13 protein-coding genes are annotated in these 22,354 nt (G+C 72.1%); 5 read left to right on the top strand and 8 right to left on the bottom strand.

Annotation, left to right across the window (positions count from 1 at the left end; translation table 11 throughout):
- Window positions 1-106: 106 nt before the first annotated feature.
- The gene (locus G3I60_RS19885; RefSeq protein ID WP_164295435.1) at window positions 107-862 is read right to left on the bottom strand and encodes an IclR family transcriptional regulator C-terminal domain-containing protein; all 756 of its coding nucleotides are present in this window, start codon (window positions 860-862) and stop codon (window positions 107-109) included.
- Between the two features lie 334 nt (window positions 863-1,196).
- Here G3I60_RS19885 and G3I60_RS19880 point away from each other — a divergent pair, with 334 nt between their 5' ends.
- Both G3I60_RS19880 and G3I60_RS19875 read left to right on the top strand, forming a co-directional pair.
- Window positions 1,197-2,303: an LLM class flavin-dependent oxidoreductase gene (locus tag G3I60_RS19880; protein ID WP_244809189.1), complete on the top strand. Its 1,107-nt coding sequence runs from the start codon at window positions 1,197-1,199 to the stop codon at window positions 2,301-2,303.
- A gap of 337 nt (window positions 2,304-2,640) precedes the next feature.
- A complete protein-coding gene (locus tag G3I60_RS19875) occupies window positions 2,641-4,371 on the top strand; it encodes a glycosyl hydrolase family 18 protein (RefSeq protein WP_343241362.1) in 1,731 nt (576 codons plus the stop codon).
- 134 nt (window positions 4,372-4,505) lie between these two features.
- On the opposite strand, the gene G3I60_RS19870 is transcribed toward G3I60_RS19875, so the two are convergent.
- Complete coding sequence (locus G3I60_RS19870) at window positions 4,506-6,281, bottom strand: bifunctional diguanylate cyclase/phosphodiesterase (protein WP_164295433.1); 1,776 nt, start codon at window positions 6,279-6,281, stop codon at window positions 4,506-4,508.
- 331 nt (window positions 6,282-6,612) lie between these two features.
- On the opposite strand from G3I60_RS19870, the gene G3I60_RS19865 reads away from it, so the two are divergent.
- Complete coding sequence (locus G3I60_RS19865; protein WP_164295477.1) at window positions 6,613-7,788, top strand: M6 family metalloprotease domain-containing protein; 1,176 nt, start codon at window positions 6,613-6,615, stop codon at window positions 7,786-7,788.
- Window positions 7,789-7,792: 4 nt separating this feature from the next.
- Window positions 7,793-9,046 carry a M6 family metalloprotease domain-containing protein gene (locus tag G3I60_RS19860; RefSeq protein WP_343241361.1) on the top strand — a complete coding sequence of 418 codons (1,254 nt, stop codon included), beginning with the start codon at window positions 7,793-7,795 and terminating at the stop codon, window positions 9,044-9,046.
- A gap of 88 nt (window positions 9,047-9,134) precedes the next feature.
- Here the strand turns inward: G3I60_RS19860 and G3I60_RS19855 are convergent, their stop codons facing one another.
- From G3I60_RS19855 to lysX, 3 genes are all read right to left on the bottom strand, one after another.
- Window positions 9,135-9,566: an OsmC family peroxiredoxin gene (locus G3I60_RS19855; RefSeq protein WP_164295432.1), complete on the bottom strand. Its 432-nt coding sequence runs from the start codon at window positions 9,564-9,566 to the stop codon at window positions 9,135-9,137.
- A gap of 121 nt (window positions 9,567-9,687) precedes the next feature.
- On the bottom strand, window positions 9,688-10,563 hold the full coding sequence (locus tag G3I60_RS19850) for a polysaccharide deacetylase family protein (RefSeq protein WP_343241959.1): 876 nt from the start codon (window positions 10,561-10,563) through the stop codon (window positions 9,688-9,690).
- A 305-nt stretch (window positions 10,564-10,868) separates the two neighbouring features.
- Window positions 10,869-14,108, bottom strand: a complete 3,240-nt coding sequence (lysX, locus tag G3I60_RS19845) for a bifunctional lysylphosphatidylglycerol synthetase/lysine--tRNA ligase LysX (protein ID WP_164295430.1) — start codon at window positions 14,106-14,108, stop codon at window positions 10,869-10,871.
- 545 nt (window positions 14,109-14,653) lie between these two features.
- Between lysX and G3I60_RS19840 the strand changes: the two genes are divergently transcribed.
- The gene (locus tag G3I60_RS19840; protein WP_164295429.1) at window positions 14,654-16,105 is read left to right on the top strand and encodes an alpha/beta hydrolase; all 1,452 of its coding nucleotides are present in this window, start codon (window positions 14,654-14,656) and stop codon (window positions 16,103-16,105) included.
- A gap of 45 nt (window positions 16,106-16,150) precedes the next feature.
- On the opposite strand, the gene G3I60_RS19835 is transcribed toward G3I60_RS19840, so the two are convergent.
- From G3I60_RS19835 to G3I60_RS19825, 3 genes are all read right to left on the bottom strand, one after another.
- Window positions 16,151-16,813, bottom strand: coding sequence for a hypothetical protein (locus tag G3I60_RS19835; RefSeq protein WP_164295428.1), 663 nt, complete (start codon window positions 16,811-16,813; stop codon window positions 16,151-16,153).
- 259 nt (window positions 16,814-17,072) lie between these two features.
- Window positions 17,073-19,754: a phosphatidylglycerol lysyltransferase domain-containing protein gene (locus G3I60_RS19830; protein ID WP_164295427.1), complete on the bottom strand. Its 2,682-nt coding sequence runs from the start codon at window positions 19,752-19,754 to the stop codon at window positions 17,073-17,075.
- 32 nt (window positions 19,755-19,786) lie between these two features.
- Complete coding sequence (locus tag G3I60_RS19825) at window positions 19,787-22,354, bottom strand: bifunctional lysylphosphatidylglycerol flippase/synthetase MprF (RefSeq protein WP_164295426.1); 2,568 nt, start codon at window positions 22,352-22,354, stop codon at window positions 19,787-19,789.

Raw genomic sequence — 22,354 nt, 5'->3', positions numbered from 1 at the left:
GTCGAAGGCCCCTCGCGGAAGCGGGGGGCCTTCTTCGTGTCCCGGTCTCTGTGTTCTCCGGCCACGTGATGGCCGGTCCTGGCCGGTCCTGGCGGGTCCTGGCGGGTCAGAAGCTGAGCGAGAGCAGCACCGGTGCCGCGCGTTCGTTCAGGGTGTCGACGGCCGGTTTGAGGCGGTGCGCCTGCGAGGTGGGCATCGACAGCGCGAGGCACGCGACCGTCTTCCCGATGGTGACCGGTACCGCGGCGCAGACCGTGCCGACCGCGTATTCCTGCAGGTCGAGCATGGGATGGCTGGCCGGCTGGCTCTCCAGTTCCGACAGCAGGGCCTTCTCGTTGACGACGGTGCGCGAGGTGAGGCGCGCGGTCCGGTGCCGGGACAGGTGTTCGCGGCGGCCGCGGTGGTCGAGCTGCGCGAGCAGGCACTTGCCGACCGCGCTGGCGTGGGCGGAGGAGCGGAAGTCCACCCATTCGTTGACCCGCGGGGTGGTCGGCCCGTCCGCCACGTCGACGACCGTCACCTCGCCGTCGTCGTAACGGCCGAAATAGACGGCGGCGCCGACCTCGTCGCGCAGCTCGTTGAGGACGCTGTTGAGCTTGTCGGCGAGCGCCTGCTCGCGGTCGGCGGCGGCCAGCAGCACGAGGGATTCGCCGGTCACGTATCCGCCGCCGGGCAGGAACGAGAGGTAGCGCTCGCGCTTGAGCATGGCCAGCAGCTGCGAGAGGTAGCCGATGGGCACGCCGATCTCGCGGGCCAGCTGCTCGGCCGTCACGCCGTGCCGGTGGTGGTCGACGGCCTCCAGTACGCGCAGCGCGTACTGGACCGCGTACACCGGCGCGATCTGTCGGTACTCAAGCGCCACGGAATCCCCCTGCAGGTGTGCCGTTCGCGTCCGGTGCGGCGTGCCGTACGTCACGGCTGTAGCTGCTGGTCACGGCCGATGGGCGTACCGATCGGACCCGACAGCCGAGCCGCTCCCCACGATAGCCGTAACGGCCTTGAAGGTAGAGGCCGTTGACCGGCCGATTGGTGGGCTTCGTGCGTATATGCAGGAAAGCGCCGCATCGGCATATGCCATAGGCCTTGTTGACGGTGGAGTGGCGCGAAGATCGGGGCGAAGGTCGGCCGGGAATAACCGGAGTGCGTCTCCGGTTCCAGTTGCCGCAGGCGAATACATGACCGAGGAGGCGCCCCCCGTGGGAGACGAACCGCAGACCACCGATGACATCCGCGGAGCAGCCCGTGGCAGCGCGCCCGTGCCGCTGTCCGTGCTCGACCTGGCGACCGTGGGAAGCGGGCTGACCGCCACCCACGCCCTGCGCGCCAGTGTCGAACTGGCCAAGCTCGCCGAGGCCCGCGGATTCCACCGGATGTGGGTCGCCGAGCACCACTCGATGCCGGGTGTGGCCAGTTCCTCCCCGGCGGTGATCCTCGCCCACCTCGCCGCGTTCACCCGCACGCTGCGGCTCGGTTCCGGCGGAGTGATGCTCCCCAACCACGCCCCGCTGGTGATCGCCGAGCAGTTCGGCACCCTGGAGGCGCTCGCCCCCGGCCGGATCGACCTCGGTCTGGGCCGCGCGCCCGGCACCGACGGCGCCACCGCCGCCGCGCTGCGCCGCACCGACCGCCCGGACGGCGCCGACGACTTCCCGCAGCAGCTCGCCGAGCTGACCCGGTTCCTGGACGACGACTTCCCGGACGGGCATCGCTACGCGCGCATCCACGCGATCCCCGGACCGGTGCAGGGCTCCGTCGCCGGCGGGGTGCAGTCCGCGTCGCGTCCGTCGGTCTGGCTGCTCGGCTCCTCCGGCTTCAGCGCCCGGCTGGCCGGCGCGCTGGGCCTGCCGTTCTCCTTCGCGCACCACTTCTCGGCGGCCAACACCGTGCCCGCGCTGGAGCTCTACCGCGAGTCGTTCCGCCCGTCCGCGGTCCTGGACCGCCCGTACGCCGCGATCGGAGTCTCCGCCCTCGCGGCCGACGACCCCGCCGAGGCGCGCCGCCAGGTGCTCACCGGTGCGCTCGGCATGCTGCGGCTGCGCACCGGTCGGCCGGGGCTCATCCCGTCGCCCGAGGAGGCCGAGGCGTACGAATTCAGCGCCCTGGAGCGGGAGTTCATCGACTCCTGGCTCGTGAACGTGGTGCACGGCGGTGCGGAGGAGGTCCGCGACGGGCTCGACGCCCTGGTGAAGCGGACCGGTGCGGACGAGCTGATCATCACCGCCAACGCCCATACGCCGGCCGCCCGTCTGCGGTCCTACGCGTTGATCGCGGACGCGTACGGGCTGCCCGGCGGCGAGTCGTAGGGCACGCGAAACGAACCCGGCGGGGCGACCCCGAGCCCGCCCTCCTGATCGCTCCAGCGGTTAAAAGCGGGTTTCCCGAAGAGGCGTGGTTCCGCCCCCGGAAGGACATCTTCCGGATCCTTAACTCAGGCTAAAGCCGCTTGTCAGCACCTGCGACAGGCGGCTTTTCGCTGGCCGGAGGGGGTTTCCCACGGGTAGGCGTGGCGTCAATTGGTCTAGTCCTAAGTCTGGTTCAGACCATTGACCGGAGCATCTCAAGGGCGCTATTCATGGCGCAGCCCCCTGCTCCTCCCTCTCCCCCCGGAGGTCTTTCGTGCAGCTCCAGAAAAGATCACTCGTGGCTGCCGCCACCAGTGCGGCCCTCGCTCTCGGCGCGATCACCGCGCTCGTCGGCGGGCTCGCCCCGGCGAGCGCCGCGGGTACCGACGCTCAGCCGGCCGCCGCGGCCGCGAGCAGCGGCGGGGTGAAGATCGCCTACTACGACCAGTGGAGCGTGTACGGCAACGCCTTCTACCCCAAGGACCTCGACACCCGGGGGATCGCGAGCAAGCTCGACGTCATCAACTACTCGTTCGGGAACATCCACCCGACCGACCTCACCTGTTTCGAGGCCAACAAGGCCGCCTCGCAGGACGAGAACAACCCCAGCGCCGGTGACGGCGCGGGCGACTCCTTCGCGGACTACCAGAAGTCCTTCGGCGCGGCCGACAGCGTCGACGGGGTGGCCGACACCTGGAACCAGCCGATCACCGGCGCGTTCAACCAGCTGCGGAAGCTCAAGGCGAAGTACCCGAAGCTGAAGGTGGACATCTCCATCGGCGGCTGGACGTACTCCAAGTACTTCTCGGACGCGGCGAAGACCGACGCGAGCCGCAAGAAGCTCGTGACGTCCTGCATCGACCAGTACATCAAGGGCAACCTGCCCGGCGACGGCGGCTTCGGCGGCCCCGGCTCCGCGGTCGGCGTGTTCGACGGCATCGACCTCGACTGGGAGTACCCGGGCTCGACGGGCGGCCACCTCGGCAACCACGTGGACGCGGCCGACAAGCAGAACTTCACGCTGCTGCTCGCCGAGTTCCGCAAGCAGCTCGACGCGTACGGCGCCGCCAACGGCGGCAAGAAGATGCTGCTGACCGCCGCGCTGCCGGCCGGTCAGGACAAGATCGCGCACATCGAGACCAACAAGGTCGGGCAGTACCTCGACTACGCGAACATCATGACCTACGACATGCACGGTGCCTGGGACACCGACGGACCGGTGTACCACCAGTCGCCGCTCGTCCCGTCGGCCAGTGACCCGACCGACCCGATCGCGCCGGGCACCGAGAAGTACAACGTCACCAACGCGGTGAACGCCTGGCTCGACGGCAACGCCGCGTACGGCATCGCCGGCGGCTTCCCCGCCAACAAGCTGACGCTGGGCTACGAGCTCTACTACCGCGGCTGGACGGGCGTCCCCGCCGGTGCCAACCACGGTCTGGGCCAGCCCGCCACCGGTCCCGCCCCGGCCCGCAGCCTGAGCGCGACGGCCGGTATCGCGTACTACAAGGAACTCGGCGGCATCGTCGACAACCCCGCGACCACCTTCTGGGACGACGCGTCGAAGTCCTCGTACTTCTACAACGGCACGGAATTCTGGACCGGTCTCAACGCCCAGTCGATCCAGGCCCGCGCGGACTACGCGCACTGCCGCGGACTCGGCGGCGCGATGATGTACTCGCTGCTGGACCTCGACACCGGCACCACGCTGCTCAACAAGATCAGCACCGCGGTGGGCGGCTCCGCGAGCGGCTGTGGCACCACCACCACGCCGCCGACGACCCCGCCCACGACTCCTCCGACCACTCCGCCCACGACGCCTCCGACCACGCCTCCCACCACCCCGCCGACGACGCCGCCCACCGGCACCTGCGCCGCGGCCGCCTGGAGCTCCTCCGCCGTCTACACCAGCGCCAGCGGAACGGTCTCCTGGAAGGGCCACAACTGGAAGGCCAAGTGGTGGACGACGGGCGAGGAGCCCGGCACCACCGGCGAATGGGGCGTGTGGCAGGACCTCGGCGCCTGCTGACCTGACCGCCCCATCCGGAGCCCGCGTCCCTTCCCCCCACGGACGCGGGCTCCGGCATGTGCCGGTCCGGGGCCCGCTCCGGCCAGGGAGCAGCGGCCCGGCGTCAGCCTGCGAGCGGTCGGTGTCGCCCGGCGTCAGCCCGCGAGCAGTTCGGAGATCCGCTCGGCGGCGACGGGGCGGGAGTAGTGCCAGCCCTGGCCGGTGTCGCAGCCGATCCGCCGCAGCCGCTCGGCCTGTTCGGCGTTCTCGACGCACTCCGCGGTGACGGTCAGACCCAGCCGGTGGGCGAGCTCCACCAGGGCCTCGACGATGGTCTCGTCGGCGGGGTTGGGGTGTTCGGCCGAGCGGAAGCCCTGGACGAAGGAGCCGTCGAGCTTGAGCGCGGAGACCGGCAGCCGGCTCATGTAGGCGAGGTTGGAGTAGCCGGTGCCGAAGTCGTCGATGGCGATCCGCACACCCATCTCGCTCAGCGCGTGCAGGGCCTGCAGCGGCCGGCCGGCCGAGCCCATCACGGCGGACTCGGTGAGCTCCAGCTGCAGCAGCTCCGGCGGCAGCCCGGTCTCCTCCAGGATGGCGGCGACGTCGGCGACGAGGTCGGAGTCCCAGACCTGGCGGACCGCGACGTTGACGCTGATGAAGATCGGGTCGTCCGGGTGGTCCTTCTGCCAGACCCGCGCCTGACGGCACGATTCGGCAAGCACCCAGCGGCCGAGCTGGACGATGGACCCGTTCTCCTCGGCGAGGCCGATGAAGCGGTCCGGCGCCAGCCGCCCGAAGTGCGGGTGCTGCCAGCGGACCAGGGCCTCGACGCCGCGCAGCACACCGCTGTCGAGCCCGACCAGCGGCTGGTACTCCAGGATGAACTCACCGCGTTCCACGGCCTGTCGCAGCGTGCTGGACAGCGCCTGCCGGGTCATGCGGTGGGCGTTGCGCTCGGGGTCGAAGAGCGTCCAGCGGGCCTTGCCGTCGGCCTTGGCCCAGTAGAGCGTGGTGTCGGCGGCCTGCATCAGACCAGTGGCGGAGCTGCCGGCGACCTCGCGCTCGACCACGCCGATGCTCGCCGACACGGCGAGCCGCTGCCCGTCCACGTCGAACGGCCGCTGCAGTGAGGTGAGTACGGACTCGGCGAGGACGGTGGCCTGTCCCGTGCCGGTGGAGTCCCGGACGAGCAGGGCGAATTCATCGCCGCCGAGCCGGGCGACGAGGTTGCCGCCGGGCTCCGCGCAGGTCAGCAGCCGCTGGGCGACAGCGGCGAGCAGCTGGTCGCCGATCCGGTGCCCGAGGGTGTCGTTGATGGCCTTGAAGCCGTCGAGGTCGAGGTAGCACAGCCCGATCCGGCCGGTCCTGCTGCCGGCGCCGTCGAGGGCGGCGGAGAGCCGCTCGAAGAACAGCGCCCGGTTGGGCAGCCGGGTGACGGAGTCGTGCATCTGCAGATGCCGCAACTGCTCGCGCAGGCTATGACGTTCGCCGATGTCCTCGACGGAGAGCAGCGCGGTGCCGCAGGCGCTTCCGGTGCCGGCGAGCGTCACCTCGGCCCACAGGGAGCCGCCGCCGCGGCGCTTGATGCGGCGGGTGCAGCGCAGTTGGTCGCGGCGGCCGGCGAGCACCTCGCGGTAGGCGATGCGCGCAGGGTCGTCCTCGGCCAGGCCCAGCAGTCCGGTGGCGACGCGGGCGGCGAGCCCGGCGGGGCTGGTGCCGAGGAGCGCGCCGAGCGCCTGGTTGGCCTCCAGCACCCAGCCGTCGCGGTCCACCAGCGCCATGGGCAGCCGGGCCGCGGTGAAGGCGGCTTGGTAGTCGCGCGGTTCACCGGCCGTGGGGCCGGGCGGTCCCGGAGGGGAACCGTTACTCAGCGTGAGGATTACCGGTGTGATGTCGGGTTCGGCACTGGGGCCGCCCGAGGGTCCGCCCATTGCCCGCTCCCCGTGTCGCGCTGGTCTCGGTGGCGATCATAGGCGCTGGCGGAGCGGCGGATCCAGCGCCGTCGTGGTGATTCTTGGCACGCAAGCTGACGGATTGATCGTTTCTGCACGAATGCGACGAGCAACTGACCGATTCGGATAGGCCATTACGCACAGTGATGAAGCTGGAATCACCCCGTGCGGAGCAACCCAACAGGACATAACGCCGCAATTCATAGCAACGTTGTGAAGGTGCCCCGAACGGGCTCACGATTCCTCCCCGGAGGTCCATGTGCGGCGGTCAGGCATCCTCATACGGGCGCGGCGGCGACCCCTGCGCGCGATGGCGGCGGCGGCGAGTGTCTTTGCCGCCGTCGTCGCTTGGACGCTCGTCGCGGGCCCCGCCGCGGCCGCCGCTCCCGGCGGGGACTGCGCCCTGCCGCGCACCACGGCCCACCACTCCGAAGGAGTGGATACGTGGAACGCCTCGTATCCCCGGCCGACCACGGCCCTGGACGCCGTGATGATCTTCCTCTCGTTCCCCGACGCCGTGCCGGCCCTGACCCCCCAAGAGGTCGCCGCCGACCACTTCCCGGAGACCTCGCGCTTCTACGACCGTGCCTCGTACGGGCAGTTCCAGCTGCGGGCCCACCCCCTCGACCACTGGTTCAAGATGCCGCGGAACTCCACCGACTACGGGATCCGGCGCGACTGGGACCCGGACCTGCGCACTGGGTACCTGCGGGACGCGATCGCCGTGGCCGACCCCTCGGTGGACTTCTCCGCGTTCGACTTCGTCTACCTGGTCGCGGACCCGGACGCTCCCGGCGTCGACGCGGACGCCACCAAGGTCGTGAACCTCGCCACCCCGATGCGGGCGGACGGCACCGATCTGCGGCGACTGGTCACGGTGTTCGAGCAGCACCCCCCGGACCACAACGTGCTGGCCCACGAGACCGGCCATGTCTTCGACCTGCCCGACCTGTACTCCCGGCCGGCCATCGGCAGCGACGCCGACTGGGACACCCATGTCGGCGACTGGGACCTCATGGGCAGCCAATTCGGCCTCGCCCCCGAGCCGTTCGCCTGGCACAAGTGGAAGTTCGGCTGGCTGCGGGACAGTCAGGTCCAGTGCGTGTCTCGGCGGGGCACCAGCTGGCACGAACTGACACCGCTGGAGACCGTCGGCGGCACCAAGCTCGTCGTGGTCCGCACCGGGCAGCGCACCGCGCTCGCCATCGAGGTGCGCACCTCGGCCGGCAACGACGTGGGCCTGTGCCGGGAGGGCGTGCTGCTCTACAAGGTGCGCTCCGGCACCGAGTCCGGCGAAGGCCCCGTCGACGTCCTCGACGGCCACCCCGCCACCTCCGCCTGCCACGACGGCTCCGCCTACCCGAAGCTCGCCGACGCGCCGCTCGGCGTGGGCGAGTCCTACTCCTACGACGCGGGCCTGGTCCACGTCACGGTCGCCTCCCGCTCCCTGGACGGATCCTGGGCCGTCAAGGTCAGCGAGGGATAGCGCCGTGGCGACGGACGGGCGAATACCGTGGATACCCGGAGCGGGCCTGAAGGCCGCCGCGATCGGGACGGTCGCGCTGCTCGCGGTGGCCAGCACGGCCGCCACCGGGCCGCAGGCCGCCTACTCCCCGCCGACGGCCTCCAGGCCGTGCGCGCTGCGCGCGACGCCGGGCACCGCGATGTCCGAGGGCTTCCCCGACCGCGCCGCGCGCGGGGTGGGCAGTGAGTTCGCCCCGTCGACCGGCCGGGTCCGGGCCCTGACCCTGTTCATCGACTTCTCCGACGCGCCCGCGCCCTACAGCGCCGCCGAGCGGTACGCGGAGTTCTTCCCCGCCGTCCAGCAGTGGTTCGACCGCGGCTCCTACGGAAAGCTGCACTACGAGTCGACGCCCGTGATGCGCTACATCCGCATGCCACGGCCCTTCTCCGCGTACGGGATCGGCCGCGGCTACGGCTGGGACGCGCACACCGAGATGATGCGCGACCTGCTCTCGGTCGCCGACCGGGACATCGACTTCCGCGGCTACGACCTGGTCAACATCCTCGTCACCCCGAACGCGGGCCCGCCCGCCGACGAGGCCGTCCTGTCGGTCACCTGGACCGGCGCCTCGGCCGCCACCACCGACGACGGCTCCCGGCTCGACCGGGTCTCGCTGATCTACGGCCACGACCAGTCGGGATCCCGTGTCCTCGGCCACGAGAACGGCCACGCGTTCGGCCTGCCCGACCTCTACGCCTCCGACGACTTCCAGCGCACCGACACCCTCGCGGGCCAGTGGGACAGCATGTCCCTGGACTGGGGCCTGGGCGGCGACCTGCTCGCCTGGCACAAGTGGCGGCTCGGCTGGCTGGACGACACCCAGATCGCCTGCGCCTCGGTGCGCGGCGAATGGACGTACGCGCTGCGCGCCGTCTCACTGGCCGGTGGGCGTAAGGCCGTTGTCGTCCCGTACGGGCGGACCCGCGCCTATGTGATCGAGGCCCGGCAGGCGTCGGGCAACGACAGTGAGGCCTGCCGCGAGGGCGTACTCGTCTACCAGGTCCGTACCGACATCGACTCCGGCGCCGGCCCGGTGACCGTACGGGACGCCCATCCCACCACCAGCGCCTGCGACTTCAGCAGCGGATCGTTCAACTCACTCAACGACGCCCCCTTCCGGGTGGGCGAGGTCTTCAACGACCCGGCGGCGGGCCTGACGGTCCGGGTGCTGGGCCGTGACCCCGCCGGTGAATGGGAGGTCCGGGTGACCCGCCGCTGACCCCGGGACCGGCTCCGGCGCGGCGCACCGGCTCTCGGGAGGGGGAGAGCCGGCGCACCGCGCCGGAGCGGTCGGGCGGAGAGCCGTGTCAGGAGAGGAGTTCGGCCTTGAGGGTGATGTTCTTCACCGCGGCGAGGGCCTGGCTGACCGGGCAGTTGGCCTTCGCGTCCTGGGCAAGGGCTTCGAACGCCTCGGCGGTGATGCCGGGGACGGTGCCCTTGACGGACAGGACGATGCCGGTGATGCCCTCGCCCGGCTGGAAGGTGACGTCGGCCTGCGTCTGGAGCAGCTCCGCCGGGGTGCCCGCGCCGGCGAGTGCGTGCGAGAACGCCATCGAGAAGCAGGACGAGTGCGCGGCCGCGATGAGCTCCTCGGGGCTCGTCTTGCCGTTGGCCACCTCGGCGCGCGAGGCCCAGGAGACGTCGTAGGTGCCGACACCGGAGGTGTCGAGGGAGACGGTGCCGGAGCCGTCGAGGAGGGCGCCCTTCCACTGGGTGGTCGCCGTGCGGGTGGTTGCCATGGTCACAAGCCTCCAAGAGAGAGCGGGAAACGCCTCTCGAACGCTACCGCGCCACCGGGTCCCCGGCGGGGAACGTCGGTGGGAACGCAGCGGGAAGGTCAGCGGGAGGGTCAGCGGGAAGTCAGCGGCCCGGGAAGCTGTACGTGTAGTGCTGCGCGTCGAGCTGGTCCAGCAGTTGGGACAGCGCCTGCACCGTCTGGGTGCGGTCGCCGCCGCCGTCGTGCATCAGCACGATCGCGCCGGGCCTGAGGTTGGCGTTGATGTGGTGCATGATCGCGGCCGTGCCGGGGCGCTTCCAGTCGTCGGAGTCGGAGGTCCAGCCCAGCGGGCGCATTCCGTGGCCGGCGGCTATCTCCCGTATCCATGGCTTGAAGTCGCCGCCGGGCGCCCGGTAGTACGGCACTTCGGCGCCGGGTCCTGCCGCGTCGGCGATCTCCTGGCGCGCGTCGAGGATCTCGTGCGTGTTGTAGTCGGCGGACTTGGCGCTCTGGTGCTCGTCGTGGTGCACCGAGTGGTCGCACAGCCGGTGGCCGGCCGCGGTGATCTGCCGGACGACGGCGGGGTGGGCCTGGGCGTTCGGGCCGATCTCGCAGAAGGTGGCCTTCGCGTGGTGCCGGGCGAGCAGCGCCAGTATCTGCGGCGTCCAGCGCGGATCGGGGCCGTCGTCGAAGGTGAGGGCCACGGCCTTGCCGCCGTCCTCCAGTCCGTGCTGTATCTCCCGGCTGACGCGGGTGCCGCCGGGCGCGCCGTCGGACCGGGTGGTCGCCGAGGACGACGCGGGAGGCGAGGCGGGCCGTGAGGGGGGCCGCGAGGACGTGGCGGGTGGCGTGCCCGTCCGGGTCTGATGGGGGATCGTGGCGGAGGGCGGGGCAGGCGACGGGGCGGAGACGGGCGCCGTACGGGCGCCCTGCTGGGCGCCGCAGGCCGCCAGGGCGGCTCCGGCGAGCGTCACCCCCAGAGCGGTGGCGGTCGTCTTCTTCGCGCTGCTCAGCGCCACGGTTGTACCTCCATCGATGCCGGGCCCCCGTACCGCTTTGTCCGAATTGCAGAAAACGGGGGGATTGTTATGATTTTTGAAGAGTGGGGAGAAGTTGGTTCGAGTCCAGCCGGCTCCACGCACGGGGCCGTAGCTCATCGGTAGAGCGACCCACTCGCAGGCCTGAAGGGGCCGGTCCGCACACCGGACCGGCCCTTCGTTCGTCCCGTGCTCCCACCGTAAGGGCAGCCCCCGGCCGGCGCCCTCGTCCGTTCGGCCAATGTCCGGGCGTCCGGTATCCCCCCTAGGGACGGTATATCCGCAGATCAGCGGCGACGGACCAGCGGGAACGGCAGGGTCTCGCGGATCGACCGGCCGGTAAGGAACATCACCAGGCGGTCGACACCGATGCCCAGCCCGCCGGTCGGCGGCATCGCGTACTCCAGGGCCGTCAGGAAGTCCTCGTCGAGCTCCATCGCCTCGGGGTCGCCGCCCGCCGCCAGCAGCGACTGCTCGGTGAGCCGGCGGCGCTGCTCGACCGGGTCGGTGAGTTCCGTGTAGGCGGTGCCCAGTTCGGTGCCGTACGCGACCAGGTCCCAGCGCTCCGCGAGCCGGGGGTCGACGCGGTGCTGCCGGGTGAGCGGGGAGACGTCCAGCGGGAAGTCCTTGTAGAAGGTCGGGACGGTGGTGCGCTCCTCGACCAGCCGCTCGTACATCTCCAGCACGATGTCACCGCGCCCGTCGGCGGGGGTGTGCGGGACGCCCGCGCGGTCGCAGAGCCGCCGCAGCACCTCGGGCGGGGTGTCGGCGGTGACCTCCTCGCCGAGCGCCTGCGAGATCGCGTCGTTGACCGTCCGTACCGGCCACAGCCCGGACAGGTCGACCTCACCGCCGTCCCGGCGGGCGGTCTGCGAGCCGTTGGCGGCGGTCGCCGCCTGCTGGATCAGCTCGCGGGTCAGCTCCAGCATCGAGTCGTAGTCGGCGTAGGCCTGGTACGCCTCCAGCATCGTGAACTCGGGGTTGTGCTTGTACGACACGCCCTCGTTGCGGAAGGTGCGGCCGAGTTCGAAGACCTTCTCGACACCGCCGACGCAGAGCCGTTTGAGATACAGCTCCGGGGCGATGCGCAGATACAGGTCCAGGTCGTAGGCGTTGATGTGGGTGGTGAACGGGCGGGCGTTGGCGCCGCCGTGCACCGGCTGGAGCATCGGCGTCTCGACCTCCAGGAAGCCGCGGGCCACCAATGACTCGCGCACCGAGTGCACGGCGGCGCTGCGCGCCCGCAGCACGTCGCGGGCCTCGGGCCGGACCACCAGGTCGAGGTAACGCTGCCGGACCCGGGCCTCCGGGTCGGTCAGGCCGCGCCGCTTGTCGGGCAGCGGGTGCAGGCACTTGGCGCTCAGCCGCCAGGTGGACGCGTCGGCGGTCACCTCGCCGGCCCGGCTCACCCCCATCACCGCTGCGAAGTCCAGCAGGTCGCCCAGGTCGACGTCGGATGCGAACGCCCGCATCCCCTCGGCGGTGAAGTGGTCGCGGCCCAGCAGGATCTGCAGATCGCCCGACCAGTCCCGCAGTGTCACGAAGACCACGCCGCCGTGGTCGCGCAGCCGCAACACCCGCCCGGCCAGCCGGACATCGGTGCCGGCGGGCGCCGCCGCCGCGGCGGCCAGGGTGTGGGTGGGCACGATGCCGGGCGGGTACGGGTCGGTCTCCGCGTCCCGCAGCCGTTCCAGCTTCCGCATCCTGACGCGTACCTGCTCCGGCCGTCCGGAACCGGCCGTCCGGTCCGGTCCTGCCGCTGCCGCCGACAGGTCGGCGGCAGCGGCCGAGGCCTCCTCCAGCTCGACGAACGCGGGCAGCGCGGCCGGTCCCTGCCCCACGTTCCGGTCCCGCCAGAAGCGCAGCCGCGGCATCTCCACGAAGCCCTCGGCGATACCGGAGGCCAGGCCGATACGGGCCAGGTCCTTCGCCTCGGAGTAGCAGAGGAAGCGCGGATACCACTCCGGCTGGTACTTGACGTTCGACCGGTACAGGGCCTCCAGCTGCCACCACCGGGAGAAGAAGAGCAACAGCCGCCGCCACAGCCGCAGCACCGGGCCGGCGCCGATCCTGGCGCCCTCCTCGAAGACCGAGCGGAAGACCGCGAAGTTCAGCGAGATCTGCCGGATGCCGAGCCGGGGCGACTGCGCCGCCAGCTCCGTCACCATGAACTCCATGATCCCGTTGGGGGCGGTGGGATCGCGCCGCATCACGTCCAGCGAAACCCCGGCCCGGCCCCAGGGCGCGAACGACAGCAGCGCGATGACCTGTCCCGCGTCGTCCAGCGCCTCGACGAGCAGGCAGTCGCCGTCCTCCGGGTCGCCGAGCCGGCCCAGCGCCATCGAGAAGCCGCGCTCGGTATCGGTGCCGCGCCAGGCGTCGGCCCGTGCCACGACCTCGTGCAACTCGTCTGGCGACAGCTCGCGGTGCCGGCGGATCCGGCTCGTCGCACCGGTGCGCCGCACCCGGTTGACGGCCTGCCGGGTGCCGCGCATCTCGCGGCCCCCCAGATCGAAGCCGCCGACCTCGAGGACCGCCTCGTCGCCCAGTTCCAGCGCGCCGAGCCCGGCCCGGGAGTACGCCTTCGCGCCCTCCTCGCCCGCGCCCATCACCGCCGGCACCCAGCCGTACTGCGCCGCGTGCTCCAGCCACGCCTCGATGGCGGGCCCCCACGCCTCGGTGTCACCCAGCGGATCGCCACTGGCCAGACAGACGCCCACCTCGACGCGGAAGGTGACGGCGGCCTTCCCGCTGGGCGAGAAGACCACCGACTTGTCCCGCCGGGTGGCGAAGTAGCCGAGCGAGTCCTGCTCCCCGTACTTCGCCAGCAGGGCGCGGATCCGCGGCTCGTCGTCGCCGTGCAGCGCCGCTTCGACCTTCTGCGAGCGGAACAGCGTCGCGGCGGCGGCGAGCAGCGCGAGCGCGCCGAACAGACCGAGCCAGAAGTTGGTCCAGAAGGGCGGATGACCGATACCGGCCGGCAGGTCGTTGACCCCACCGACCACCCGGTTGACCGCCCACCGCAGCCGGTCCTTCCCGACCAGCGTGCCGGGGAACACCGACAGCAGCGCCCAGCCGGCGAGCACGCCGATCACCAGGCCCACCAGCAGCACCAGCAGCGCCCGCCAGAACGCGCCCTTGCGCACCCGGGCGGAGAACTCGCCGCGCGACACCACCAGGACGGCGAGCGCCGTGCCGGTGATGGCCAGCGCCGGGATGGCGCTCCACTCCGATTCGAAGGCGATCAGCACCACGTTCGCCAGGACCGACAGCCCGAGGAACACCACGACGATCCAGTACGCGACCCGTTTGCGCGCCGCCAGCGCGCCGGCCAGCAGCATCAGGAACGCCGCGTAGGCGAGGTTCGCGGACGCCGGCACCGACAGGATCTCCACCCAGCGGCGCACGGGTTCGAGGAGACGGTGCAGGGGGCCGACTACGGCGAGGACGGCGCAGAAGATGGCGAGTGAGGCGAAGAACTCCCCGAACCACCCCGGTACCGAGCGCTTCCAGCGGGGTTCCTCCATACGACCATGCTGTCCGCCCCCCGACTTTCCGCAACCGGGACGCCCCCGCCGGAGCCCCGCCGGAGCCCGGCCCGGAACGGGCTTCCCCCACCCGCCCGCCCTGTGCCCTCAGACGCCGGGCGGGCTGGTGGGAGGCCTCACGCGCCGGCCGGGCTGGGGGGTGTCCTCAAACGCCGGGCGGGCTGGGGGAGGGGAACGGGCGTCAGGTACTGGGCGGGCTGGGGGTGAGCCTGAAACGGTGGGCGGGCTGGGAGAGCCGGCGCCGCGTGCCGTCCGAACTGTGGGCGGGTCTCAAACGCCGGGGGAGTTGGGGGGAAGCCTCGGACGCTGCTGAGCTGGGGGCGGCCGGAGGGCCCCGAGCGGGCTGGGCGCCGGGCTTTGGTGGTCTGGGACCGGCGTAGCGATTGTGCTGGAGGCCGGGCTCGGAGCCATTCAGCCCGCCCGGCGTTTGAGGGCATCGGTTCGCGTGCGGGCAGGACCTCGGCCAGGTCACGACCGGGATCGCCCGGCGTGCGGGGCTTCGTGGGGGCGTTTAGGTTGGCGGGATGGGGTTCGGGTTGTGGTTGGCGGTGGGGTCCACGACGGCTTTGGTGCTGGTCGGGGGCCCGGCGCAGCCGGATCTGACGCGGTTCTACGCGCAGCGGATCACCTGGGCCGAATGCGCCGCCGACGGCATGCAGTGCGGCAGCATCGTGGTGCCGCTGGACTACGCGACACCCTCCCGCGGCACCGCCGACATCGCGCTGACGCGCTACCCCGCCACCGGTCCCGGCGACCGCATCGGCTCCCTGTCGGTGAACTTCGGCGGCCCCGGGGTCTCCGGGATCGACACGCTCGCCGACCGGGCCGGTACGGACCTGGCGGTCCTCAACACCCGGTACGACCTGATCGGGTTCGATCCGCGCGGGGTGGGCCGCAGTGTGCCGGTGGACTGCGGTGATCCGCCGCCCGCGGAGGGGGAGCTGATCGAGCAGGTGCGGCGGCTCGCCGGACAGTGCGGGCAGCGGTCGGGCAGGATCCTGCCGTGGATCGGGACGACGAACGTGTCGCGCGATCTGGACGTCATGCGGGCGGCGCTGGGTGACGAGAAGCTCGACTACCTGGGCTTCTCGTACGGGACCAAGCTGGGCGCGGTGTACGCGCACCAGTTCCCCGACCGCGCCGGGCGGCTGGTGCTGGACGGGGTGGAGGATCCGGCGTCCGACAGCGAGCGGGTGGCGCTGGGTCAGGCGGCCGCGTTCCAGCGCGCGCTGGAGGCGTTCGTGAAGGACTGCGCGAAGCAGGGGAAGGCGTGCCCGATCGCCGGTGCGGACCAGCGCGCCCGGATGGCCGGACTCGCGGACCTGGGCGACCGGCTCGCGGAGGATCCGGTGCGGACCGCCGTCGGGGACCTCGGCCAGGACGAGTACCTGGAGGCGCTGCAGACGGCCATGTACAGCGCGGACTCCTGGCCCGCGCTGAGCGAGGCGCTGGCCGCGCTGCGGGCCGGCGACGGTGAGCTGATGCTGCTGCTCGCGCAGGACGGGGGTTCGGACGTCCGGCGGCGGACCCGGTCCGACGGGAGCGATCCGGGGCGGACCAACTACGCGGTGGCGAAGCTGGCCGTGGACTGCCGGGACACCTCCGACCGTTACACGGCCGGTCAGGTGGCAGCGGCCGGGGCGGCGTTCGCCGCCGCGTCGCCGGTGTTCGGCCGGTCCATCGTCCATTCGATGCTGGCCTGTGCCGGCTGGCCGTCCGCCGGGGACAACACCTCCCGCAACGTCCGGGCCGTGGATGCCCCCAAGGTGCTGCTGGTGTCCACCAAGGGCGACCCGGCGACGCCGTACGCGAACGCCCGGCGGATGAGCGACGCGCTGGGCAACGGGAGCCCGGTCCTGACGTTCAACGGGCAGGGCCACGGTGCCTACTTCGCGCACAGCACCTGCGTGACGGAAGCCGTCGACGGCTTCCTGCTGGACGGCAGGCTGCCGGCGGCGGGCACCGTCTGCGACTGAGGGGCACCCCTCGAGCAGCCGATGCCACCGCTCAGGCGGCTCCGCTCAGTTGTCGCTGCCGCGGGCCCGTCGGCGGCCCAGGACGATCGTGCCGGTGAGAGCCGCGGCCACCAGCGCCGCGCCCAGCGCGGTCTCGGCCGGGTCCATGCCGATGCCGCCGCCGAGGCCGGTCTGTACCCCGCCCTTGGGCGTGCGGGACGAGACGGTCAGGGTGCCGGTGAACGGGCCCTGCTTGCCGGTGCCGCCGTTCTGGCAGGACACCGAGACCTCGTACTGGCCCGGCTCGGTGCCGGCCGGGACCGTACCGACCCCGCCGAGCTGGTTGCTGAGGGTGGAGAGGTTGACCGAGGGGATGGCCGAGCCGCCCGAGACGGACCTGAACGTGGCGATGCCGCTCGTGCCGGTGCAGTTGCCCCCGTCGAACACGGAGAACTGACCGCCGGGGGCCACCGGGTTCGGCTGGATGATGACGGGATTGGCGGGCCCCACGGGCGTGAGGGGCACAGCGGGCGAGGAGAGCTCGCTGGGCACCTCGGGCGAGGTGAGGTCCGCCGGCACGTCGGGGGAGGAGAGCTCGGCGGGCGCCGAGGGCGCCGCGGACTCGACGGGGGCGATGGGCTCGGTCGAGTCGGCTGACGCGGCTCCCACCGCGCTCAGCGCGATGACCGCGGCAAGGGCGGAGCCGGCGAGTAGGTGCTGTGAGCGCATCGGGTTCTCCCAGGGCGGGGTCACGGACGGTGTTCCGCGGGGCAGACAGGAATCTGCCCACCCTCCGAGGACACCCGGACGGCGCTCCCGGTGCCTGTTGACGATCGGTCAGAACTACTCCGAACGGACCAACGGAGGAACGGGGCCGACGCGGCAGGCGCAGGTCAGGGAGCCGGTCGGGACGCGTCAGGATCGGATGACCGCGCCACGGCCGGTCGGGTGACACGGGTCCGGCCGGTGCCCCCGCGCCCGGCCCGCCTCAGCGCGGGCCGGGAGCCGGATCGTCCGGCGCGGAGTCCGGTGCGGAATCCTCCGGCCCGGAACCGTCCGGTTCCGAAGCCAGTGCCGTCTCGGGCGCCGCCGGGTACGGCGCCCCGCCCAGCCGGGGCAGCCGCGGCGCCGTCAGGAAGCCCTCGGCCATGGCGGTGGCGGCGGCGATACGGGGCAGCTCGGCGGACCGCTCGTACAGCAGGTGGCGCGGGCGCCACTCCGGCAGGTAGGCGGCGTAGGAGCGGTAGCGGGCCTCCAGGTGCCAGCGCCGGGAGAGCAGCCGGAGGACCTTGCGCCACAGCCGCAGCAGCGGGCCCGCACCGGCCTTGCCGTCCTCCTCGAAGACCGAGCGGAAGACCGCGAAGTTGAGGGACACCCGCTCGACGCCGCGCACGGGCTCGGCGTCCGCCCGGGCCAGCAGCAGCAGTTCGGTGATCAGGTAGTCGATCAGCGCGCTGCCGGACTCGCGGTCGCGGCGCATCAGGTCGAGGCAGAGGCCGCGCCGGCCCCACGGCACGAAGCTCAGCAGCGCCGACGTGCGCCCCTGCGGGTCGCGGCACTCCACCATCACGCACTCGCCGTCCGCGGGGTCGCCCAGCCGGCCCAGGGCCACCGAGAAGCCGCGCTCACTGGCGTGCCGTCGCCAGGCGTCGGCGAGATGGGCCAGATCGGCCATCTCGTCGCGGGGGATGTCGCGGTGGCGGCGTACGACGGCGGTGTAGCCGGCGTCGCGGATCAGCCCGTGGGCCTCGCGCAGCGGACGCAGCGCCTCGCCGCCGCCCGAGCCGGTCGGGCCGTTCGAGCCGGTCGCGGACGTGCCCAGGTACGTTCCGGCGAACGCGGCGACGTCGACCACCGCCTCGTCGCCGAAGTCCAGCGACTTGAGTCCGGCCCGTTCGTAGACCGCGGCGGCGCCCCCGCCGGCCCCGGTGACCCCCGGGATCCAGGCGTGCTGACGGGCGTCGGCCAGCCAGCCGTCGATCGCCGCCGGCCACTCCTCGCGGTCGCCGATCGGATCGCCGGAGGCCAGCGCGACCCCGTTCACCACCCGGTACAGCACGGCCGCCTGTCCGCCGGGCGACCAGCTCACCGACTTGTCGCGGCGCAGGGCGAAGTACCCGACCGGATCGTGTTCGCCGTGCGTGGCGAGCAGTTCGCGCAGCCGCTGCTCGTCCGCCGGCTGGAGCCGGGCGCGGCCGCGCGGGGAGCGGAAGAAGGCGAGCAGCACCATCAGCATCAGGGTGACGCTCAGCAGGTTGATGGCGAGGTCGGTCCAGGCGGGCACGGTGATCTCGGGCAGGTCGAACAGGCTGGAGACGGTGAGCACGCGCAGCACGGCGTAGTGCAGGCAGGCGCGCCAGCTCGCGGGCGGCGGGGCGTCGGTGGCGTGCACCAGGACGGTGCCCAGGCCCACCGTGACGACGCTGCCGATCAGCAGCGACACCAGTCCGAGGGCGACGTTGCCGCGTTCGCCCCGCACGTTGAACGCCCGCCGGGACACCGCCAGCGCGAGGGCCAGCAGCACGGTGAGGCCGAGGGAGATCCAGTTGAAGGGGTGTGCGCGGGCCTCCGGCAGCAGATCCAGCGCCAGCAGGCACAGCGCCAGGTATCCCCAGACCAGCGTGACGGCGACGATCCAGGACGCGCGCTTGCGGCGGCGCAGCGTCACGGCGAGCAGGAAGGCCAGGACGGCGCCCGTGAATCCCGGGCTCAGCAGGAAGGCGGTGAAGAACTCCCCGTTGGTGGCCCGGTGCACCCGTTCGCGGAACGGCGCGATCAGCCCGGTCAGCACGTTGACCACGGCGGCGGCCCGCAGGTACCAGACGGCGACCGCCGCGCCCGGCTGCTGCAGCGGCCGCAGCCACACCTCGATCCGGGACGGCGGGATGTCGACGACCGTCGGGCGGGGCACGGGGACGCTCTCGGACTTCGACTTCAGGTGCGGGGCGCCCGCGACGGCGTCCATCATCCTGGTCTTGAACGCCACCAGCCGCCGGTGGACCCGGTCCTCGCGGCGCTCGGAGCGGGCCAGCCGCCGGGGCCGGGAGTGGTAGCGCCAGCGGGACCAGGGGCTGGCCGGGCGGGCCAGCCGCAGCGCCCCGATGATCGCGACCGGCGGCATCATCACGCCGATCAGCCCGGTCCACACCTTGCCCTTGATCAGGCAGATGACCACGAAGCCCAGCAGGACCGCCGCGACACCGATCTGCTCGCCGTTGATCCCGCCGACGAAGCCGCCCAGCGGGGCCTCCCCGATGAGCAGCAGGCCGATCACCGCGACGGCGAGGATCACCGCGTCCACGGACTTGCGGCCCTGCTCGCTCCAGTAGACGTCCTCCAGGTGCAGGACGAGGGCGAACTCGTCGAGCACCAGTCCGCAGCCGATGCCGAACAGCACGGCCAGCAGGTTGTGCGCGAGGACACCGCCGCGTACCGCGAAGGAGCCGATGCCGCCGATGAGCATCATGGCCTGGCCGAAGACGACATGGTGGATGTGCAGTCCGCCCGGGTTGACGTTCCCCGGCCACCAGCTCACGCCGCGCCGGATCATCCGCACGCTGAAGCGGATGAAGAGGAACGAGCCGATCAACCCGACGAGCAGCAGGAACAGCGGTTCGCGACCGTTGTCGACGATCCGCGTCCGGTAGGCGTCGGCCAACCAGTCCCACATGGCGTCACCTCAAACCGGAGTCGGACCCCGGCTCAGGAGCCGGACAGCTGGCGGACCAGCCGTACGCCCTGAGCCGCCGTCATGTGCGGAAGGTACGCCTTGCCGATGGCGCGGGTGATGGTCGGCAGAGCGGCCGGATCGGGGTAGCACATGTACATAGGGTGGTAGTCGGGCTGGAATTTTGCCTTGAACGCGAGCAATGAACGGAAACCGTACACCGGTTCCAGTAGTCGCCCCGACACATCGACCAGCCGCTGGAGCGGCGCCGGGGCCTCGCCGCGGTCCACCCGGGCCATCGGCGCCCCGGACAGGCTGATGAACTCCGCGCCCTCCTCCTTCAGTCCGAGCGCGGCGGAGGCGATCAGGAACTCCATGACGCCGCGGAAGCCGGTGGAGCGGCGCCGCATGAAGTCCAGCGTCCAGCCGATCGGCGCGCCGTCCCGGTAGACCGGCATCCAGCTGGTGATGCCGTGGATGGTCCGGTCGGCGTCCAGCGCGATCAGACAGCGGACCTCGGGGTCGTCGAGTTCGTCGAGGCCGCCGAGGGTGAAGCCCATCTCGGGCAGGCCCTTGTCGGCGACCCACTCCTCGGAGATGGCCCGGATCTGCTCGGTGAGCGCCAGCGGCGCGTCCGGGAAGCGCCACCACTCGGCGGTGATGCCGGCCTTGCCCGCCTTGTTGAGCGCGGTGCGGACGTCCTGCCACTTCTTGCCCTTGAACTCCAGACCGGCCAGCGGTACGACGGTGTCCTCGGCGACCTGCAGGGACTTCCAGCCGAGCGCCTCGGCGGCCTGCCGGGACTCCTCGTTGACGCTGTAGAAGCACGGTGACCAGCCGCGCGTGTCGCAGAACGCGGCGAACTCGCCCACCGCGCGCTGCCGGGCCGACGGCTCCCCGAAGGGATCGCCGGTGGTCAGCGCGATGGTGGAGAGCACCCGGTAGGCCACGCCGGCGTCGCCGCCGGGGGACGTCCAGTAGTGGTTGCCCTCCCAGGTGGACAGGTACGAGAGCGTCGAGCCGCCGTGCTCGGTGAGGATCGAACGGGCCCGCCGGGCCTGCTCGTCGGAGGCCCGCAGCCGGTTGCTGCGGAAGACCACCAGCAGGGAGATGAGCGCGACCAGCCAGGGCACCAGACCGCAGTACTCGTACAGCCAGTGGGCGCCCGAGCCCACCGGGATGGGCCCCTGGTCGGCGAGGTCGCTGTAGATGGGCGGCAGGAAGACGGAGACGAGCCCCTGGCACAGGAAGGAGACGGTGGCGACGGGGTAGAACTGCTCGCGGATCGCGTAGGCGGTGCCCACGTAGACGGCCGCGACGGCCAGCACGCTGCCGCCGACGGCCAGTGCGATCCTGCGGACCGAGGTGCGCGGCAATCGCAGTTGGAAGCGGCTCCTGGTGACGACCAGCAGGACGATCGAGGCGGCGGGCAGCAGGAGCTGCTCGATGCAGGCGCGGATCAGCCAGCTCCGGTCGTCCCGGCCCTCCGGGGTGCTGAGGTCCAGCGAGCCGAGGAAGTCCACCATCTCGTAGAGAACGATCGCCATCAGCGCCAGGTTGACGATGATGGCGAGGATCCAGGCCAGCCGCCGGCCGCGCCGCAGTCCTTCGGCGAGGACGAGCAGCAGCAGTGCGGGCATGACCGTCATCAGGATCGCGGGGGAGTCGTAGAAGTGCTCCTCGGCGTGGATCTGATGGCAGGCCCGCACCGATTCGGCGCAGGCGTCCTGGACGGCCTGGGCGTCGGGGTGCGAGGTGACGAGCAGATCGCGGAAGGTGGCCAGCGGGCCGAGCGCGTCGGGCGAGAGCATCGTCAGCGCCGGGCCGATCGCGGCGGCGGCGACGAACAGCCCGACCAGCACCCGGGTTTCGGAGTGCGACGCACCGGTCGGCCGGTGCGGCAGCCGGTGCCAGAACACCGCTCCGACGGCCAGGCCGATCACCCCGCCGGTGACCTGCAGGACGTCCAGCAGGGTGCCCAGGTACAGCGCGAGGACCAGCACGACCGCGGCCAGCAGCAGGCGCACCCGGCGCCGCCACAGCGCCGTCATCGTCCCGCTCACCGTGAAGGCCACCCCCGCGACGGCGACCGTGGGGCCGACCGCCGCCTGCAGGGAGAGCAGTTCGAGCCAGTCGTCGCCGGCCAGGTCGCCGAGCTTGGCCAGGCCCACCCCGAGCAGGGTGCCGGCCACCTGGGCGGCCACCAGCGCCAGCACGGTGCGCGCGGAGCCCATCCGGCGCTCCGCCAGGGTGCCGAGCACGGCGAGTGCCACGGTGCTGATCAGATACATGTCGAGGCTGGAGCACCACAGGCCGGAGCTGAGCGGGGTCCACCAGTGGCCCTCGGCGAGGGTCTCCCAGCCGACGCCGATGGCGTCGAACAGCTGGTCGTCCGGACCCCTGCGCAGCGATCCGGTGGCCGCGCCGGTGATCCACAGGGCGGCGATCAGGGTCACGGTGACGGGTGCGTGCCGCAGTTGCCCGGCGCCGCGCCGGATGTTGGCCGCCCAGGACCGCCACCGGCCGGGTGGCTTCGGCGTACTGGGCCCGGTCGGCTCCGGGCCGTCGGGGAGTTCCCGCGCCTGCGCCTGCGTTTCGGTCAT

Source organism: Streptomyces sp. SID13666 (assembly GCF_010548325.1).
GTDB lineage: Bacteria > Actinomycetota > Actinomycetes > Streptomycetales > Streptomycetaceae > Actinacidiphila > Actinacidiphila fildesensis.
Note: the sequence above shows the minus strand (reverse complement) of the source record. Positions and strands in the feature narration are given on the sequence as shown.

Coding starts and splice junctions, on each gene's coding strand:
- G3I60_RS19830 (WP_164295427.1), bottom strand. CDS start 19,754: ATGTGGGACTGGTTGGCCGACGCCTACCGGACGCGGATCGTCGACAAC.
- G3I60_RS19855 (WP_164295432.1), bottom strand. CDS start 9,566: ATGGCAACCACCCGCACGGCGACCACCCAGTGGAAGGGCGCCCTCCTC.
- G3I60_RS19835 (WP_164295428.1), bottom strand. CDS start 16,813: ATGCGCTCACAGCACCTACTCGCCGGCTCCGCCCTTGCCGCGGTCATC.
- G3I60_RS19870 (WP_164295433.1), bottom strand. CDS start 6,281: ATGGGCGGACCCTCGGGCGGCCCCAGTGCCGAACCCGACATCACACCG.
- G3I60_RS19840 (WP_164295429.1), top strand. CDS start 14,654: ATGGGGTTCGGGTTGTGGTTGGCGGTGGGGTCCACGACGGCTTTGGTG.
- G3I60_RS19865 (WP_164295477.1), top strand. CDS start 6,613: ATGGCGGCGGCGGCGAGTGTCTTTGCCGCCGTCGTCGCTTGGACGCTC.
- G3I60_RS19825 (WP_164295426.1), bottom strand. CDS start 22,354: ATGACCGAAACGCAGGCGCAGGCGCGGGAACTCCCCGACGGCCCGGAG.
- lysX (WP_164295430.1), bottom strand. CDS start 14,108: ATGGAGGAACCCCGCTGGAAGCGCTCGGTACCGGGGTGGTTCGGGGAG.